The organism is Arsukibacterium perlucidum DSM 18276 (assembly GCF_000382165.1).
GTDB classification, from domain to species: domain Bacteria; phylum Pseudomonadota; class Gammaproteobacteria; order Enterobacterales; family Alteromonadaceae; genus Alishewanella; species Alishewanella perlucidum.
Genome location: NZ_KB907715.1, coordinates 1 through 16,119 on the forward strand (window position 1 = coordinate 1; position 16,119 = coordinate 16,119).

Consider the following 16,119-nt stretch of genomic DNA (forward strand, 5'->3'; position numbering starts at 1 on the left):
TTATCGATATATTACGGAACAGAGCCATTCCCAATACGGCCCATACCATTTGCTCCATAGGCAGCCGACGGGTCCGGATGGTTGATACGCCTGCAATACCAAGTCCTGTCTCAATAAGTGCAGGGTCTAGAACATCCGACAGACTGTCGAAACTAATGGTATGGCTGTTTACTAAAACGGTCTCAAGAGCTTGGCTAATGTGCATAAAAAAGGCCTACAGGGTTTATTCTGTAAGCCTTTATATACCAGCCCTTGGATCGGTCAACCGATCTGAAAAACTCTTATCTGATCGGCATTAGGCAATTGCGGCCTTTTTGCTATAATGCGCCAAAATTGCTGCAAGAGACTACCGATGCCCTGGATCCAGCTACGTGTTAACACTACCGAAGATAAAGCCGAGCAAGTCAGCGATATGCTGCAAGGCTGGGGCGCGCAGGCAGTAAGCTTTGTCGATGCCCACGACACCCCCATTTACGAGCCAATGCCCGGTGAAGTGATTTACTGGACCAACACTGTAGTGGTGGGCTTGTTTGATGCCGGGCATCCGATGGAGCAAGTGATCAGTAAGCTTAAGCAAGTGGCCTTTTTTAAAGACCACGTTGATTACAAACTGGAACAACTGGAAGACAAAGACTGGGAACGGGAGTGGATGGATAACTTTCACCCGATAAAATTTGGCGAGCGGCTATGGGTATGCCCCAGCTGGCGAGACATTCCTGACCCGGGCGCTGTTAACGTGATGTTAGATCCCGGCCTGGCATTTGGCACCGGTACCCACCCTACTACGGCCCTCTGTATGCAGTGGCTGGATCAGCATATACAACCTGAGCAAACAGTAGTCGATTTTGGCTGTGGCTCAGGCATTTTAGGTATAGCGGCACTAAAACTGGGCGCAAAACGGGTAGTTGGCATCGATATTGACCCGCAAGCAATAGAAGCCAGTACTGCCAATGCCGCGCGCAATAATGTCAGCGGCCAGATAGAGCTGTACCTGCCAAAAGACCAACCACAGTTACAAGCCGACGTGGTGGTTGCTAATATTCTGGCCGGGCCGCTGGCTGAACTTAGCCAGATAATCAGTGGCTATGTCAAACCCGGCGGTTTGCTGGCCTTGTCAGGTATTTTGCAAAGTCAGGCCCAAAGTGTCATGGCCGCTTACCAGCCTGAATTTAGCTTTGAGCCTATAGCAGAACAGGAAGAGTGGGTACGGTTAAGCGCCCGTAAAAATGCCAGTTAAACTGTTAAGCAACTGCTGGCAAAACAAACAGCCTTACAATTATCTTTTTGCTCAGGCCATATTTTACGGGCCGACAGTGGCAGGAAAACACGCCTTTTCAGCCTTTTAGCGAAAGTCAATCCCTGAAAGGCCAAATTAATTGCAGTTTTGTTTAAATAATAACCTTTGCTTTGTTGGCAAAAATCCGTAAACTTAGCGCCCCTTACGGGTAGAGCCTTGGATTACACGGTGCGCATAGGTCCTTATCAGTTAGCGAACAAGGTAATTTGTGCTCCGATGGCCGGAGTGACAGATCACACTTTTCGTGAGCTTTGCCGGCGGTTTGGCGCTGCCTTAGCTGTATCTGAAATGCTGTCGAGCAATCCATTGGTCTGGCAAAGCGAAAAGTCGCAAAACCGGATGGGCCATCGTCAGGAATCCGGTATCCGCTCGGTGCAAATTGCCGGCAGCGATCCGGCTCAAATGGCCGCAGCAGCGCAATACAATGTTGAGATCGGTGCCGATATTATTGATATCAACATGGGTTGCCCGGCAAAGAAAGTAAACAAAAAACTGGCAGGTTCGGCTTTATTACAATACCCGGAGCTGGTTGAACAAATTATTCAGGCCGTGGTAAAGGCGGTAACAGTACCGGTAACGCTGAAAATTCGTACCGGCTGGGACCCCGATAATCGTAACGGTGTGCAAATTGCCCGGATTGCTGAGGACAATGGCATTCAGGCCCTGGCTGTACATGGCAGAACAAAAGCCTGCATGTACAAAGGTGAAGCCGAGTACGACACTATTAAAGCAATAAAGCAGGCAGTAACCCTGCCGGTTATTGCCAATGGTGATATTACCACGCCGGAAAAAGCGCAGTATGTGCTGGATTATACCGGTGCCGACGCCATTATGATTGGCCGCGCGGCACAGGGTCGCCCCTGGATATTCCGGGAAGTGGCCCATTACCTGGCAACAGGTGAAAAACTGGCTGCACCAGCTATTGCTGAAGTGCAGCAAATCATGCTGGAGCATGTGCAGGGCTTACACCAGCTGTACGGTGTGCATTTGGGGCCTCGAATCGCCCGTAAGCACGTTGGCTGGTACTTAGCTGAGCATGATGCCCAGGGTGTGTTTCGCAGCGAATTCAATGCTATTGAACAGGCCGAGCGCCAGTTCGAGGCATTAAATGACTATTTTCATAAACTAGCAGCAACCTAACGCAAAAGAGATAAGCAATGTTTAATTCGAACGTTACTTCGCCATTTATTACTAATGCCCATGTACAAACCCAGGAAAAGCCACAAGCGTTAAGCAACGCAGTGCAAAAAGCCGTTGCAAACTACCTGCAGCAGTTAAACGGCCAGGACGTTAACGACCTGTACGAACTGGTACTGTCAGAATTAGAGCGGCCATTACTGGAAGAGGTGATGAAATACACCCGCGGTAACCAGACCCGTGCAGCCAACCTGATGGGCATCAACCGCGGTACGCTGCGTAAGAAGCTGAAACAATACGGCATGAGTTAATGCCACCGCGAGGCACCCGCCTCGCCACTAAGCACCTTCGGGTGCTTTTTTATTGGATAGGTTAAAATCTGATTTTTGCAAGCGACAAGAGAATTTAAGCATGACAACACTACGCCCTATTCGCCGCGCACTGTTAAGTGTGTCTGACAAAACCGGTATCGTCGAGTTTGCCCGCGCCCTGGCTGCCCTGCAAGTAGATATTTTGTCTACCGGCGGCACCGCCAAGCTGTTAGCGGAGCAAGGTATTAAGGTTACTGAAGTGTCTGACTATACCGGCCACCCGGAAATAATGGACGGCCGGGTAAAAACCCTGCATCCGAAAATTCATGGCGGTATTCTGGCCCGGCGCGGTGTTGATGAAAACGTTATGGCTGACAATAGCATTGGTCCCATTGATCTGGTAGTGGTGAACCTGTATCCGTTTGCCAGCACAGTCGCCAAACCTGGCTGCACCCTGGAAGATGCGGTTGAAAACATCGATATCGGCGGCCCGACCATGGTACGTGCCGCGGCCAAGAACCATAAAGATGTCACCATAGTGGTAAATGCCAAAGATTACAGCACTGTGCTGGCAGAAATGGCCGCTAATAATGGCGCCACGACCCACGCCACCCGTTTCAGCCTGGCCATCAGTGCTTTTGAGCACACCGCGCAGTACGATGGTATGATAGCCAACTACTTTGGCGCCATGTTGCCCGCCTACGACAACCCTGCCGAGCCGGTTAGCAAGTTCCCACGCACTTTTAACAGCCAGTTTGTTAAAAAACAAGATTTACGCTATGGCGAAAACAGCCACCAGAGCGCAGCATTTTATGTGCAGGATGGCGCTACGGAAGCGTCAGTGTCTACCGCTAAGCAGCTGCAAGGCAAGGCATTGTCGTACAACAATATCGCCGATACCGATGCCGCCCTGGAATGCGTAAAAGAATTTGCCGAGCCAGCCTGCGTTATCGTTAAGCACGCAAATCCGTGCGGAGTAGCAATTGGTGAGTCTATTCTGGCTGCCTATAACCGCGCTTATCAGACCGACCCTACCTCAGCCTTTGGCGGTATTATTGCTTTTAACCGCGAACTGGATGAAACCACGGCCCAGGAAATTGTCAGCCGCCAGTTTGTCGAAGTAATTATTGCCCCGTCAGCATCTGATGCGGCTGTAGCGGTAGTGGGCACTAAGCCCAATGTGCGGTTACTGGTGTGTGGTGAGTTCAGCGAGGCCGCTAACGCGCTCGATATGAAGCAAGTTAACGGCGGTATGCTGCTGCAAGACCGCGATCAGGCTAAAGTCACCGCTGCCGATTTAAAAGTCGTGAGCAAGCGCCAGCCGACCGGGCAGGAATTAAAAGACTTACTGTTCTGCTGGAAAGTGGCCAAGTTTGTGAAGTCGAACGCCATTGTTTATGTCAAAGACAGCATGACTATTGGCGTTGGCGCCGGCCAGATGAGCCGGGTGTACAGCGCGAAAATCGCCGGCATTAAGGCCGCTGATGAAAAGCTGGAAGTGAAAGGCTCGGTAATGGCCTCAGATGCGTTCTTCCCATTCCGGGACGGTATCGACGCTGCTGCCGCCGCTGGTATTACTGCGGTAATCCAGCCGGGTGGTTCAATGCGCGACGCTGAAGTTATCGCCGCAGCAGACGAGCACGGTATGGCCATGGTATTTACCGGTGTAAGACATTTCCGTCACTAACTACCTGCTTTACATGTGAAAAGTTAAAACCCGGTTCATGTTAAATCATGAACCGGCAAGTAATGAGAAAGACTCAACTCACGGAATTATACCAGTTGGACAAGTAAATGAGCTTTGCTGGGACGATGAACCAAAAGCATTCGACACTGTAACTGATACGGTTACCCATTGATGTTGTAAACAAGAGCCGAAAAAGCCGTCACCAGCACCGGTACCGCTAAGACTGCTCCAGGCCACTTGTGTCGGGCCTTGGGTTGCGTAACTGACACTACAAAAATACGTGTAATTGCCGCTGCTATCATAGTCCGGGCAGGTGAAGCCAGTGATATTGGGCGGATTATTGCCTGTTGTAGTGAGTAGCGTAAGTCCCATTGCGGTCAGTGAGTGTGACAATGGCTCGAAGTATGACTCTGGATAATCAGTGGGGCCGTATAGTGATGCAGAATGTGTGCCCAGGCCATCACCTGCTGCTGTCAGGTAAGGGCCACCAGAGTCTCCAGGAAAAGAAAAAATATTAACCCGGCTTAAACCTTCTATCGACGCAGTAGCCGTTATGGGGATTGTATTTGCAGTTGAGTGGATCGAGCCACAAAAAGGCGCCTGGCTGGATGCACCATAACGACAAACGGACATACCCTGAATGGGAGTTTTCTGGCCCTTTACCGGCAACAGGCCATCGCTATATCCTTGAACCACCGGTTGTGGTGTCCAGCCTGATGTAGTTTGAACCCAGCCGTGGTCACGATAGGTGCCAGCTCCCCACGGCGCCGTGGTGTATGCGATACTACCAATCACCTGGCCGCTTGCATTCTCAACTGTGTCGTTGGTTAATCCACAGTGGCCAGCCCATACAAAACCACCAACTACAGAAAAACCGACGCTGCAGCCATTAGCCGATTCTCCACCACGAATATCGCTATTTAACTGAGGCTTTTTATGTGAACGCTTCAAACGCAGCACATCGTTCGCCCGGCCAATATTCGGCAAACGCCCGGCAATATAATCCCAGTCTTCGGGCAGTGCTTCCAACACCACACTGTTGGTTTTATCATCAATGTACCAGCTACTTACTCCAGCGAGCCACCGCGGGTCTGCTTGAGCTTCGAGAAGCAATTGCTGTTGAATGTTAAGCAGTTGGCTGCGATTGTGTTTAACCAGCACGGGGTATGCGCCGGCAACTTTGATCCAATTGCGCAAGCGTGGTTCAGTATACGCGACAGCCAACTTCATACGATCAACATCAAACCAGGCTCCGGCATAAGCGTCACCGAGAAATTCCTGTAGCGGTTGGTGAATATTATTTGCATGGGCTTCGGCATGCAGGCGAGCGCGTGTTTCGGCTTCACTTAGTCCCAGTTGTTTTTGGATCTCGGTGACGGCCTTTGGGTCTAAGGCTGGCATTGAGTCCAGTGCGGCTGCGCGGCTAAAGCTCAGGGCGAGCCCGGTGGCTACGGCCAGATAAGTAAACGCTTTGTAGCAAGAGAAGTGTTTCCTGTTGATCACTTTTTTCATTATTATTTTTAGCAAAAGGCGAGATATTTGAAATGTTTTCATAGCATTGAAAAGCACTACCACATGAATCAGTTTCATTTATCTCGACAATCATGGTAGCCTTACAAAAAAAAAATGTCAATATACTTTTAATTGTTTGTATGTCACCCACGACTAGTCTTGGCACAGTATGAAACCTTCTGCCGAAGGATGGTCTGGTGACAACTAAAAGCCGCAGGTAGTAAAGGGGATGGCTGATGATTGAAAAATGGCTCATAGATAGGGAGCAACTCATGTTTCAGTGCCTGAAACGATTACTGTGTGTTGTATTAATCGCAGGGCTTGCCGCTTGCGGTGGTGGAGGTGGCAGTGATGAAACGCAAAGCTTTACTGTTAGCATTTTTGCATACAACGGAGGCGCTGTAACCCCCACACAGGTACAGGTAACACGCGGCCAAAGCGCTGAATTTCAGGTAACACCTGATAAGGGATTCCGCATTCAGTCTGTCAGCGGCTGCAATGCCGTGCTCAGCGGCCAGAATTACCGGACCGGACCCATTACAGCAAACTGCACGGTTAACGTTGGGTTTGAACCTTATATTGCCGCGCCCGGAAACATTCAGGCAGAAGCAGGCGATGGCCAAGTCACTTTTTCCTGGGACAGCGTAAATGGTGCCGAAGCCTACCATTTATATTATGCCACCGAGGCTGGCATTACCCCGGACAATTTCACAATGTTGGAGAACGGTACCTGGGTGGCGCAGGTCAGCTCGCCCTATGTGCTGACCGGGTTAGAGAACTACACCAGCTATTACGCTACCATTAGTGCCACACTAGGCGAGCATGAAAGCCCTTGGACCCAACAGGTAGTGGCACGCCCACAGGCCCCCTTTTCGTCGGTTGGCGGTTTAAATGACACCGGCCTGAACTCGTGCCTGGCGGATAATGAGCTGGTAAACGAATGTCCGGCTGTAGGCTTTCCCGGCCAGGATGGCGAACATGGCCGCGATGCACTGGCTCGCGCCGGGCAGCTGCAGAAGATAGGCGGCGGCCGGGCCGGATTCGATTTTACTAAGCTAGGAGCCAATGGCGAAGTATTGCCTATTCAACACCAGAGCTGGAACGAACAGGGCAATGAAGCCGACGGTACCCGTTGGAGCTGTGTGCGCGACAATGTTACCGGGCTGATTTGGGAAGTTAAAGTTAACAACCCTAACCACCTGCAACACTGGGAGCATAGCTACAGCTGGTACAACCCGGACAGCACAACCAACGGTGGCGATGCTGGGGTGCAGAACGACGGCGTTTGTCTCTGGTCGCAAATAGAGTGCGATACGCAGGCCTATGTGCAGGCCATCAATGAAAACGGTTTGTGCGGTGCCCAGAATTGGCGCCTGCCGAACCGGCAAGAGTTGTTATCAATCATAGATCATAACGTTATCTTGGCTGACCAAACTAATCCAGGCTCCATATTGCCAGAAGCAGCAGTGGATACGGACTACTTCCCAAATATGGTGTTTGATTGGAGCCGCACCCAATATTGGTCGTCTTCATCAAGCGCAAACTGGTTGTATGGTCGACATCAAAGCGAACAAGCCTGGTTCGTGGATTTCGCCTTTGCAACACCAGTAACATCAAACAAGGGTTGGGACTATCAACTTATTTTGGTGCGCAGCGGTTCTGAAATAAGGTGAAAGCATTTTTTGCTTAACTAAGAATAGGACGAATGTTAATGAAGATACTTTTGCGAATGAGCATGCTGGCTGGCCTGTTTATATCAAATGTTGGGATCTGCCAGGAGTGGCCATACCCAGACCAGTTATGCCGTAGTGATATCCCGACAACTACACCGGATAGTGATTTTGTTTTGCATGAAAACGGTACGACAACGCATCTGCCAACCGGTTTGATATGGATGCGCTGCGCTGTGGGACAAGATTGGAACGGCGAAACCTGCATTGGCGATGCGATGGATATGGATTGGCCGCAGGCGTTACAAACCGCTAAAGATCATGATTTTGCAGGATACTCTGACTGGCGAGTTCCTGACTTTAAGGAATTGAATTCCATTCTGGAATTGGCTTGTTTTAGTCCTGCAATTAACCTTACGGTGTTTCCAAACACACCGGCCAGTAATCTCACTATTGTGCCAAATAACCCTCCAAGTTGGTTTTGGTCGTCATCTGTTTCGCTTAATGCGATGTACGCTCCAAAGCCACGCTTTGTCGGCTTTAGTAACGGAACTGACGGCGTCAGCCAAATGGGGGAGGATAACCGAGTGCGCTTGGTGCGTGGTGGTGTACAGCCATGAAAAAGATGGGACGTTGCAAGCTCGCACTGTTCTGGCCGAAAAAATTTAATGCGGGAATTCTGATAAATTGGTGTAGCGCAAAAAAAGTCGCCGCCCTTCGTAGCTTATTTTAATACGATATCCCGCAGGTAATCCCGGCTGCTGCTTACAGTATCTTCATGCAGCGCTGTTTAATACTAACTTCTCAACTACCGGCTGTTCGCCATGTTCGGCCTGCCATGCATCATAATTTGCCTGCAGGTTTATCCATAGAGCCACATTGCTGTCGGTTGCCAGGGCAATTCGCTGCGCCAAATCTGCGGAACATGGTATATGACCATGACAAAAATTACTCATAGTAGTACGGGATATACCTAACGCTTTGGCAGCTTTAGTCACCGAGATGCCATGTTCTTCCAGGATCTGGCTACGAAAAACCAGCCCCGGATGATTGGGACAACGTGTCATTTTTTCCAATACTTTATCCTGATTACCTTCCAGAAATGATAAAAAGTGTAAAGCATTGCTTTACACTTATCAAATGTTGCAAGGTAAATATGACAGTTTTAAAGACAATGCAGAAAATCACCCGACATTATCTGCTTTAAGACATCAATTGGGTGGTTATAGATATACAGCCAGGCGCTAATCATTTCACCATTTTCAAGGATGATCTGTTGTTGCAGCCGCAGGTATTCGGTGGGGCTGGCGAAGCCGGGGCCGCATTGCTCGTATTGGTCCAACTCTGCTAACACTGACTCTGGCTGCTGCAGCTGATACACCTCGCCCGTTACCTGCCAGGCAGGGTCCTCACTGGCGACTACTCCGGGGTAATAATCCACCAGGTACAACTTAGCCTGAAAGCGTCCTTCCCCAACCAGGCTGGCGTTTTGCTGAAGTAACTGATAACAGCGGTTGCCGGCAGCGCGGCGTAGAGCATTTTTGCGAAGTGTGCCATAAACAAATAAGTATTCTGACATTAGCAGTGCTCAGTTGAGTGCATGCCGGTAATTCTACATAAACTTAGCCGGAACTGACCATTCCAGCTGAAAACTATTGCTGGTTTCGCAATACATAATACAAGTTAGCGACGCCTTTTTAATTATTAATGCCTGCTGATTGCTGCCCAGTAACATACTAAGCAAGGTTGAAAAATCAGGTTCGTGCCCTACCAGCAAAGTGTGCTGCGGTAATGTTGGCAGCTGTTTTTGCAGTTGGCTCAGTGCGCTTTGGCTATCAGTGGCCAGAGCCAACCATTCGAGCTCTTTAGCCCGCACAAGATCGGCCTCTTTACATACTATCGCCGCAGTCTGGATAGCCCGCGGATAAGGGCTGCTTAACACGGCTGCAGGCAAAATATTATGCCTCTGCATAAACAACGCAACCCGCCTGGCTTGCAAGCGGCCTTTTTCAATCAGGCAGCGGTCAATATCCAGCTGATTAGGCCGGATAACTTCTGCGGTAGCATGGCGAAGAAAATATAAGTATTTATTCATAGCGGCCGCAGTTATAGCATGAGGTTAAGGCAAATTTATGACAGCAAGTTGCTGTGAAATCCACTAACAGCCTGGCATATAAACGCATCATTTGGCGTAATGGTTATTAAAATAGTCAGCAAAAAAATATAACATATTGATTTATAGAGCTTTGCATAATGGCCTTATTTTTGCTTTGTCATCACTGCATGCGGCCAGGCCGCAATTGCGTAATACTTGATAAAAAACAAGGAACAATTATGTTAAGACAACTATGGCTGGCCACAGCCTTATGCTGCGCAAGCGGCGTGGTTATCGCAGCTGCCCCATTACCAGACGCCCAGGCGGTAAACCGCTATGCCGGTCAGCTATTACAGCAACAACCTATAAATAACCAAAGCCCCGGAGTTGCCGTATTGGTTGCGCGCGGTGACGAATTGCTGTTTAAAAAGGCTTATGGTCAGGCTAATATTGAGCTTGGCGTGCCATTGAGCCCGGAGCATAAATTCCGGATAGGCTCTGTTACCAAGCAATTTGCTGCAGCAGCGTTGTTAAAACTGATTGATGAGGGCAAAGCGTCACTGACAGATCCACTGAATAAATACCTGCCAGACTACCCGAATGCCGAAGCAATAACCCTATTGCAACTGCTGAACCATACTTCAGGTGTAATAAGTTATACCGGCATACCGGGTTATATGCATAATAAAATCCGTCGTGAGCTAAGCACAGCTGAGCTGATTGACGAGTTTAAGGATTTGCCAGTCGACTTTGCACCCGGCACAGACTTTAAATACAACAACTCTGGCTATGTATTGCTTGGGGCGGTAATTGAAGCAATCAGTGGCAAAAGCTGGCACCAGTATATTAATGATGCACTGCTCCAACCCAATAAACTGAATACTGTTGTTTACCCTGGCGAGCAAACCATTATTCCGGGCATGGCCAGCGGTTACAGCCTGCGCCCCGGACAGGAGGTAAAACAATCCGCGTTACTAAGTATGACCCAACCACATGCTGCAGGCGCACTGGTAGCCGATGTTGACGCCTTATGGCAGTGGAACCGGCTGTTACATGGCGGTAAGTTGCTAAAGGCTGAGACTTATCAGCAGATGATTACCCCAACCGCCGCTGCGGCTGAAGCTGACGCTAAATATGGCTTTGGTATTAGCCTCGGCAGGCTGCGCGGTATGCAGGAGCTGCAACATGGCGGTGGTATTAATGGCTTTGTATCATTGTTGGTGTATTTGCCACAGCAGGAAGTAACCGTGGCCATGCTGCGGAACAGCGATGGACCCGGGCCTGATTTAAATTATTTAAGCCGCAAAATTGCTGCCTTTGCCAGCGGTAATCCTTATCCGGAGTTTAAACCGGTATCGCTAACTGAAGCCCAGTTACATACTGTCAGCGGTGTTTACAGTAAAGGAGCCGACACTCGCAAGCTTGAAGTACGGGATGGTAAACTGGTTTCTACCCGTGCCGGCAGTCAGCCCTTTGAGTTGATACCACAAGGTAACGACGGTTTTGGTTTTGCGGATAACGTTACCAGGTTGGTCGTTCAGCGCGACACTGCAGGCAACGCAACCGGCCTTACCATGTTTTATGATGGTGACGGCGAAGGCGAAATTTGGCTACGAACAGGCGATGTATCTTTAAAAGCCGATATTACCTTAACCCAACAACAGCGGCAGGCTCTGATTGGTGACTATGCTTCAGATCAGTTACAAATGAAAATCTTTCAGAGTGACGCTGGTGATAGTTTACTGGTTCAGGTAGCAGGCCAACCTGCTCTTGAGTTAAAAGCGGCCAGCGAGCGCAGCCTGTATCTTACCGTGGTTGATGCCAGCCTGGAATTTGAACCTGCCACCGGTCTGGCCACTCAGGTTACCCTGTTACAAGGGCCAGGTCGTTTTGTACTGACTCGTCAGTAAGCGAATTAAAATTTATGGCTGCGCCAGATTTAAGATCTGGCGCAAGCCCTGTTACCCACTGCTGACTTTAGCCCAGTTTTGCACCATTAGGCACCGGGCTGTCGACTCCCACCAACACAATGGCGCCGTCTTCGCGGGCAAAGCCGGTTACCAGACACTCTGACTGTATAGGTCCGATTTGCTTGGGCGGGAAATTCACCACTGCCAGCACCTGGCGGCCCAGCAACTGCTCTTTAGTATATAAAGTCGTTATCTGGGCACTGGACTTTTTAATACCCAGTTCACTGCCGAAATCAAGTTGCAGCTTATAGGCAGGTTTACGGGCCTGCGGAAAATCTTCCACGGCAATAATGGTGCCTACCCGAAGTTCTACTTTGGCAAAATCCTGCCAGCCGATCGTTTCCATGACGCCCTCTGCGCTAAACTGCTATGATGATTGACATAACTTAATCCGGAGAACCCTATGGCGCAATGGTTAAATGCTACGGTATCTGAAACAATTCACTGGACTGGCAACTTATTCAGCATAAAAGCTAAAACAGGCCCGCTGCCGTTTATTGCCGGTCAATTTGTCAGATTAGCTTTGGACGGCCCTGAAGGTAGGATCCAGCGCGCTTACTCGCTGGTTAACCCACCGGATAGTGAGCATCAGGAATTTCTGGTAAGTAACGTGGCTGATGGCTTGCTATCACCGTTACTGCAGCAGCTAACACCAGGCGACACCCTGGGAATAAGCCAGCCGGCCACTGGTTTTTTCATTCTGGATGAAGTACCCGATGGTGACAATTTATGGCTGATTGCAACCGGAACCGGCATTGGTCCTTACTTGTCGATGCTGGCCACAGCCGAACCCTACCGGCGTTTTGCCCAGATCATTCTGGTTCACAGTGTTAGCAAAGCTGCCGATTTAGTTTATAAAGAATTAATTGAGGGCTTTGCAGCACAGCATCCCGGCCAGTTGCACTACCAGCCTATTGTAACCCGTGAGCCGAATCCCGGTGCATTACAAGACCGTATTCCGAATTTAATTGCATCGCATCAGTTGCAACAACAATGTGGCCAGCTGATGAACCCTAAATCGCAGGTGATGCTGTGCGGCAATCCACAAATGATTACCGACACTAAAACCTTGCTGGAAAGTATGGGGTTAAAAAAGAATCTGCGCCGTACCCCCGGTAATATCACGGTCGAACAGTACTGGAAGTAAAGGCATACTCTAACTGCAGCGGGTTAGCTGTTGCATAATTGGTTTGATAAAAGCGTCTTTGACGGCGTTGTAGGCCTTTCGGTCATTGGCAAATTCGCTGGCTGCCCTGCGTTTCAGCTTAGCGTAAGCCTCTGCCACCGCCGGATTCGCTCGCAGGTAATCGCGAAACTGCAGTTTTTGCCAGTCGGTTGCATCAGGCAATAACATATGCAGATGATGAGTGCGCCGGCCATTGCTGTCTCGTTTAATAAACCAGGCATAACTCACGTCAGTATCGCCGGGCGTGGCCGGCCGCCAGAACAACTGATACCCTAACGGCTCCATTTCAGGAGCTAATGTATCGCGCACCCAGCTTAAGTTGGGCACCTCTACTAACATATCAATAATGGGTTTGGCGGGCATCCCGGTAATAGCGGTACTACCGAAGTGTTCAATCCGGCCTGCAGCTGGCCCCAGCAAATGTTGTAATCGCCTTTTTTCCTGCAGAAACTGCTGTGCCCAGTCTGCAGACCACTCTGCCAGTGCTATCGGTTCAAGCACCGCTTGCTGCAACTTATCCCGGGTATTCTGGCTTTTGTCAGCTGTCATATAAGGCAATACTTCTGTCAAAGTGCTATGGCTAAACGCACCACTGAGTTAGTACAATCTGCGCACTGCTCAGCCGTTAAAAAATCCCGGCTAACGAGCGCAATAAACCCTGATGCAGTGGCTGCTCGGCATCACGCCAGCTCAGGTTCGCCTTATTGGCAAAACTAACCACCTTTACCTGATACTTACGCCGGTCAGTTGCCAGCTCCCACAATAATTCATTGTTGCCACTGTCGCCCTGCTGCAGTTGGTGCATGCTAGTCTCCTGCACCATACCAATGCTGTCAGGCGCAATCCGCTCCGCCAGCTGAATATCCGTTAGCATAGTATAGTATTTATCCTGTACCAACTGGTTACCAACATACTCAGCCCCCGCCCAGGCCGCAAGCACCACCAGTGCTTTGGCAATATCTTTACCGTCGATATCCGTGCCATAGCTGGCATCAGCGTAGACTGCGACATTGCTGACCCGCCTTTGCATCACTGTCTCTTCAGGCTCGGGCAAGGCCATGCCCGGGTATAACAACTGATGAATTTGCTCCGGGCTCATATTGTACTCGCCACTGGCCAGCACCACTTCCGGCCGCTCTTTTAATACTGTCCGCACATTTACCTGTAACCAGTACTGCGCCTGCTGCGGTGAGTCAACCAGCTGATAGCCCCTGCTAAGCAGCATGTCCCGTACATCGTCAGCCAACGGTAATTGGTATTCAGCCGCAGTCTGGCGAATATCCAGAAAAATAGTTCGAAACTCAGGCTCTACCGGATCAAGATAAATGGTTTCGCTCATCCGGGTTTGTACGTCCAGCTTGCCCTTTGCCACAGAGGTATGCAGCGCCATACAACCGGTTAACGGCAACAACACCAGTAAGCACAGCCAGATGCGCATTTAAAACAATCCTGCCAGCGAGCGTGCCACGCCGTCGGTAAGCTGCGGCGCTGCCTCCGGCCACTTCAAATTAGCCTGATTGGCATAGCTAAGTACCCGGCTCTGATATTTACGCATGTCTGTCTGGCGCTGATAGCTTGAACTGGTGCTGCCACTATCACCTTGCAACAACTGATGCTCTGAGCGCTCACTAACAGTGCCGCTAAAGCGTTCCATAATCTGAATATCGGTGATAGCGGTGTAATACACATCTTCTACCAGAGCATCCACGATAGTACCAGCGGCAGCACCTGCGACTGCAGCACCTAAACCTGCAGCACCTGAACCACCGGTAGCCCGGTGAATGGCATAACCGGTAACTGCGCCACCTGCCATCCCGGGGCCGGCCGCAAAGGCCCGGTTAGCATCGCGGCCATTAGTCCGCCCTACCTGCAGCACATTCGCCTGCAACCAGTAGTGTGCCTGAGCCGGGCTGTCTATTACCTGATAGCCCTTAGCCCGCAGGTTAGCAACCACCTGGGGTTTTATATCAAATTCGGGCTTGTCAGAGGTGTTACGCACATCAACAAAAATAGTGCGTTGTGCCGGTTCAACCGGATCAAGAAAGATGCTGGACGACATTTTAGTTTGCACATCGAGGTTACGTTTGGCAACCGAGGTGTGCAAGGCGCCACAGCCTGCCAGACTTATTATCACTGCGCCGGCCAGCGCCACTTTTAAAATATTCATGCTTGCCTCACTAAATTAGTACTTGTTGGTTTTGGCTATTGTGCCCAAATAAGCTTAATATTATCTGAATAGTTAGCGCAGCGTTAACATAAGTCGGTTAAACAATGTAACGGAATATGTAAAGCAAAAGCGCGGGTATTTTAAGGCCAATTATCTTTACTTTTTAACTGGAGCGGCTACAATACGCGCCGCTCTTTTGTTTGTTCTTTATACAGTTGTTTTCAGCTGTCTTTAAACGCTCTTTATAAAAAAGGTAATCGCTATGCATCCGATGTTAAACATCGCCATTCGTGCTGCCCGAAGTGCAGGTAATATTATCGCTCGTGCTTGTGGCCAGTTAGATATGGTGCAAAAGCTGCAAAAAGGCAGCAACGACTTTGTCACTAATGTCGATAAAGAAGCTGAACAGGCTATAGTGGCAATTTTGAAGAAATCTTTTCCAACTCATGGCATTGTTGGCGAGGAACATGGCGATTACGGTAACAGCGACAGCGAATTCCAGTGGATTATTGACCCACTGGACGGTACCAGCAACTTCATTAAAGGCATTCCGCACTTCGCGGTATCCATAGCCCTAAAACACCAGGGCAAATTAGACCAGGCCGTGATCTTTGACCCTCTGCGCGGCGAGTTATTCACCGCCTCTCGTGGCCGCGGTGCTCAGCTGAATGGCACCCGGATCCGGGTAACAGCTTTACCAGATATGACAGGCGCCATTCTGGCAACCGGTTTTCCGTTTAAAGCAAAACACCATTTAGACTGCTACAGTAAAATCTTTAACAGCTTTTTTGCTGACTGCGCCGATATGCGCCGTACCGGCTCAGCTGCGCTGGATTTAGCCTATGTAGCTGCCGGTCGTTTTGATGGTTTCTTTGAAATCGGTTTAAAACCATGGGATATCGCTGCAGGTGAGCTGATTGTGCGGGAAGCCGGTGGTATGGTTTGCGATTTTACCGGCGGTTCTAACCAGATGAAAAGCGGTAATATCGTGGCAGCCAGCCCTAAAGTGCTGCAAGCCATGGTAAAAGGTATGCGCCCGCACCTGTCAGAAACCCTGGCTAAATAATACCGTCAGCCGCCTGGCGCC

Annotated in this window: 18 protein-coding genes; 9 read left to right on the top strand and 9 right to left on the bottom strand. The window is 49.8% G+C overall.

Annotated features, from left to right (window positions below; translation table 11 throughout):
- On the bottom strand, positions 1-205 hold a 205-nt coding region (locus H141_RS0111795; protein ID WP_019676476.1), incomplete at its 3' end, for a transposase domain-containing protein.
- Positions 206-352: 147 nt separating this feature from the next.
- Here H141_RS0111795 and prmA point away from each other — a divergent pair.
- The 4 genes from prmA (at position 353) to purH (ending at position 4,432) form a co-directional block, all read left to right on the top strand.
- On the top strand, positions 353-1,237 hold the full coding sequence (prmA, locus tag H141_RS0111800) for a 50S ribosomal protein L11 methyltransferase (RefSeq protein ID WP_019676477.1): 885 nt from the start codon (positions 353-355) through the stop codon (positions 1,235-1,237).
- Positions 1,238-1,453: 216 nt separating this feature from the next.
- A complete protein-coding gene (gene dusB, locus H141_RS0111810) occupies positions 1,454-2,437 on the top strand; it encodes a tRNA dihydrouridine synthase DusB (protein ID WP_420834576.1) in 984 nt (327 codons plus the stop codon).
- A 17-nt stretch (positions 2,438-2,454) separates the two neighbouring features.
- Positions 2,455-2,745, top strand: a complete 291-nt coding sequence (fis, locus tag H141_RS0111815) for a DNA-binding transcriptional regulator Fis (RefSeq protein WP_019676480.1) — start codon at positions 2,455-2,457, stop codon at positions 2,743-2,745.
- A 100-nt stretch (positions 2,746-2,845) separates the two neighbouring features.
- A complete protein-coding gene (gene purH, locus H141_RS0111820; RefSeq protein ID WP_019676481.1) occupies positions 2,846-4,432 on the top strand; it encodes a bifunctional phosphoribosylaminoimidazolecarboxamide formyltransferase/IMP cyclohydrolase in 1,587 nt (528 codons plus the stop codon).
- Between the two features lie 78 nt (positions 4,433-4,510).
- Here purH and H141_RS0111825 read toward each other — a convergent pair whose 3' ends face one another.
- Entirely contained in the window at positions 4,511-6,022 is a 1,512-nt protein-coding gene (locus H141_RS0111825) for a S1 family peptidase (RefSeq protein ID WP_019676482.1), read from the bottom strand.
- 194 nt (positions 6,023-6,216) lie between these two features.
- Between H141_RS0111825 and H141_RS20950 the strand changes: the two genes are divergently transcribed.
- Both H141_RS20950 and H141_RS0111835 read left to right on the top strand, forming a co-directional pair.
- Positions 6,217-7,617 (top strand): Lcl C-terminal domain-containing protein, encoded by a 1,401-nt coding sequence (locus tag H141_RS20950; RefSeq protein WP_019676483.1) that lies wholly within the window; start codon positions 6,217-6,219, stop codon positions 7,615-7,617.
- A 38-nt stretch (positions 7,618-7,655) separates the two neighbouring features.
- The gene (locus H141_RS0111835; RefSeq protein ID WP_169337176.1) at positions 7,656-8,234 is read left to right on the top strand and encodes an Lcl C-terminal domain-containing protein; all 579 of its coding nucleotides are present in this window, start codon (positions 7,656-7,658) and stop codon (positions 8,232-8,234) included.
- Positions 8,235-8,390: 156 nt separating this feature from the next.
- Here H141_RS0111835 and H141_RS0111840 read toward each other — a convergent pair whose 3' ends face one another.
- The 3 genes from H141_RS0111840 to H141_RS0111850 form a co-directional block, all read right to left on the bottom strand.
- Complete coding sequence (locus H141_RS0111840; RefSeq protein WP_033425510.1) at positions 8,391-8,681, bottom strand: HigA family addiction module antitoxin; 291 nt, start codon at positions 8,679-8,681, stop codon at positions 8,391-8,393.
- Positions 8,682-8,779: 98 nt separating this feature from the next.
- Positions 8,780-9,193 carry a gamma-glutamylcyclotransferase family protein gene (locus H141_RS0111845; RefSeq protein ID WP_019676486.1) on the bottom strand — a complete coding sequence of 138 codons (414 nt, stop codon included), beginning with the start codon at positions 9,191-9,193 and terminating at the stop codon, positions 8,780-8,782.
- 33 nt (positions 9,194-9,226) lie between these two features.
- On the bottom strand, positions 9,227-9,709 hold the full coding sequence (locus tag H141_RS0111850) for a SixA phosphatase family protein (protein WP_019676487.1): 483 nt from the start codon (positions 9,707-9,709) through the stop codon (positions 9,227-9,229).
- A gap of 239 nt (positions 9,710-9,948) precedes the next feature.
- Between H141_RS0111850 and H141_RS20955 the strand changes: the two genes are divergently transcribed.
- Entirely contained in the window at positions 9,949-11,619 is a 1,671-nt protein-coding gene (locus H141_RS20955; RefSeq protein ID WP_019676488.1) for a serine hydrolase domain-containing protein, read from the top strand.
- Positions 11,620-11,686: 67 nt separating this feature from the next.
- Here H141_RS20955 and H141_RS0111860 read toward each other — a convergent pair whose 3' ends face one another.
- The gene (locus tag H141_RS0111860; protein WP_019676489.1) at positions 11,687-12,025 is read right to left on the bottom strand and encodes a tRNA-binding protein; all 339 of its coding nucleotides are present in this window, start codon (positions 12,023-12,025) and stop codon (positions 11,687-11,689) included.
- Between the two features lie 57 nt (positions 12,026-12,082).
- On the opposite strand from H141_RS0111860, the gene H141_RS0111865 reads away from it, so the two are divergent.
- A complete protein-coding gene (locus H141_RS0111865) occupies positions 12,083-12,826 on the top strand; it encodes a ferredoxin--NADP reductase (protein ID WP_019676490.1) in 744 nt (247 codons plus the stop codon).
- Between the two features lie 9 nt (positions 12,827-12,835).
- On the opposite strand, the gene H141_RS0111870 is transcribed toward H141_RS0111865, so the two are convergent.
- The 3 genes from H141_RS0111870 to H141_RS0111880 form a co-directional block, all read right to left on the bottom strand.
- Positions 12,836-13,414, bottom strand: coding sequence for a GrpB family protein (locus H141_RS0111870; RefSeq protein WP_019676491.1), 579 nt, complete (start codon positions 13,412-13,414; stop codon positions 12,836-12,838).
- Positions 13,415-13,490: 76 nt separating this feature from the next.
- On the bottom strand, positions 13,491-14,303 hold the full coding sequence (gene traT / locus H141_RS0111875; protein ID WP_019676492.1) for a complement resistance protein TraT: 813 nt from the start codon (positions 14,301-14,303) through the stop codon (positions 13,491-13,493).
- Entirely contained in the window at positions 14,304-15,032 is a 729-nt protein-coding gene (locus H141_RS0111880) for a complement resistance protein TraT (RefSeq protein WP_019676493.1), read from the bottom strand.
- Positions 15,033-15,294: 262 nt separating this feature from the next.
- Between H141_RS0111880 and suhB the strand changes: the two genes are divergently transcribed.
- Positions 15,295-16,098, top strand: coding sequence for an inositol-1-monophosphatase (gene suhB, locus H141_RS0111885; RefSeq protein WP_019676494.1), 804 nt, complete (start codon positions 15,295-15,297; stop codon positions 16,096-16,098).
- Positions 16,099-16,119 lie beyond the last annotated feature (21 nt).

Coding starts and splice junctions, on each gene's coding strand:
- prmA (WP_019676477.1), top strand. CDS start 353: ATGCCCTGGATCCAGCTACGTGTTAACACTACCGAAGATAAAGCCGAG.
- fis (WP_019676480.1), top strand. CDS start 2,455: ATGTTTAATTCGAACGTTACTTCGCCATTTATTACTAATGCCCATGTA.
- purH (WP_019676481.1), top strand. CDS start 2,846: ATGACAACACTACGCCCTATTCGCCGCGCACTGTTAAGTGTGTCTGAC.
- H141_RS0111825 (WP_019676482.1), bottom strand. CDS start 6,022: ATGAAACTGATTCATGTGGTAGTGCTTTTCAATGCTATGAAAACATTT.
- H141_RS20950 (WP_019676483.1), top strand. CDS start 6,217: ATGTTTCAGTGCCTGAAACGATTACTGTGTGTTGTATTAATCGCAGGG.
- H141_RS0111835 (WP_169337176.1), top strand. CDS start 7,656: ATGAAGATACTTTTGCGAATGAGCATGCTGGCTGGCCTGTTTATATCA.
- H141_RS0111840 (WP_033425510.1), bottom strand. CDS start 8,681: ATGACACGTTGTCCCAATCATCCGGGGCTGGTTTTTCGTAGCCAGATC.
- H141_RS0111845 (WP_019676486.1), bottom strand. CDS start 9,193: ATGTCAGAATACTTATTTGTTTATGGCACACTTCGCAAAAATGCTCTA.
- H141_RS0111850 (WP_019676487.1), bottom strand. CDS start 9,709: ATGAATAAATACTTATATTTTCTTCGCCATGCTACCGCAGAAGTTATC.
- H141_RS20955 (WP_019676488.1), top strand. CDS start 9,949: ATGTTAAGACAACTATGGCTGGCCACAGCCTTATGCTGCGCAAGCGGC.
- H141_RS0111860 (WP_019676489.1), bottom strand. CDS start 12,025: ATGGAAACGATCGGCTGGCAGGATTTTGCCAAAGTAGAACTTCGGGTA.
- H141_RS0111865 (WP_019676490.1), top strand. CDS start 12,083: ATGGCGCAATGGTTAAATGCTACGGTATCTGAAACAATTCACTGGACT.
- H141_RS0111870 (WP_019676491.1), bottom strand. CDS start 13,414: ATGACAGCTGACAAAAGCCAGAATACCCGGGATAAGTTGCAGCAAGCG.
- traT (WP_019676492.1), bottom strand. CDS start 14,303: ATGCGCATCTGGCTGTGCTTACTGGTGTTGTTGCCGTTAACCGGTTGT.
- H141_RS0111880 (WP_019676493.1), bottom strand. CDS start 15,032: ATGAATATTTTAAAAGTGGCGCTGGCCGGCGCAGTGATAATAAGTCTG.
- suhB (WP_019676494.1), top strand. CDS start 15,295: ATGCATCCGATGTTAAACATCGCCATTCGTGCTGCCCGAAGTGCAGGT.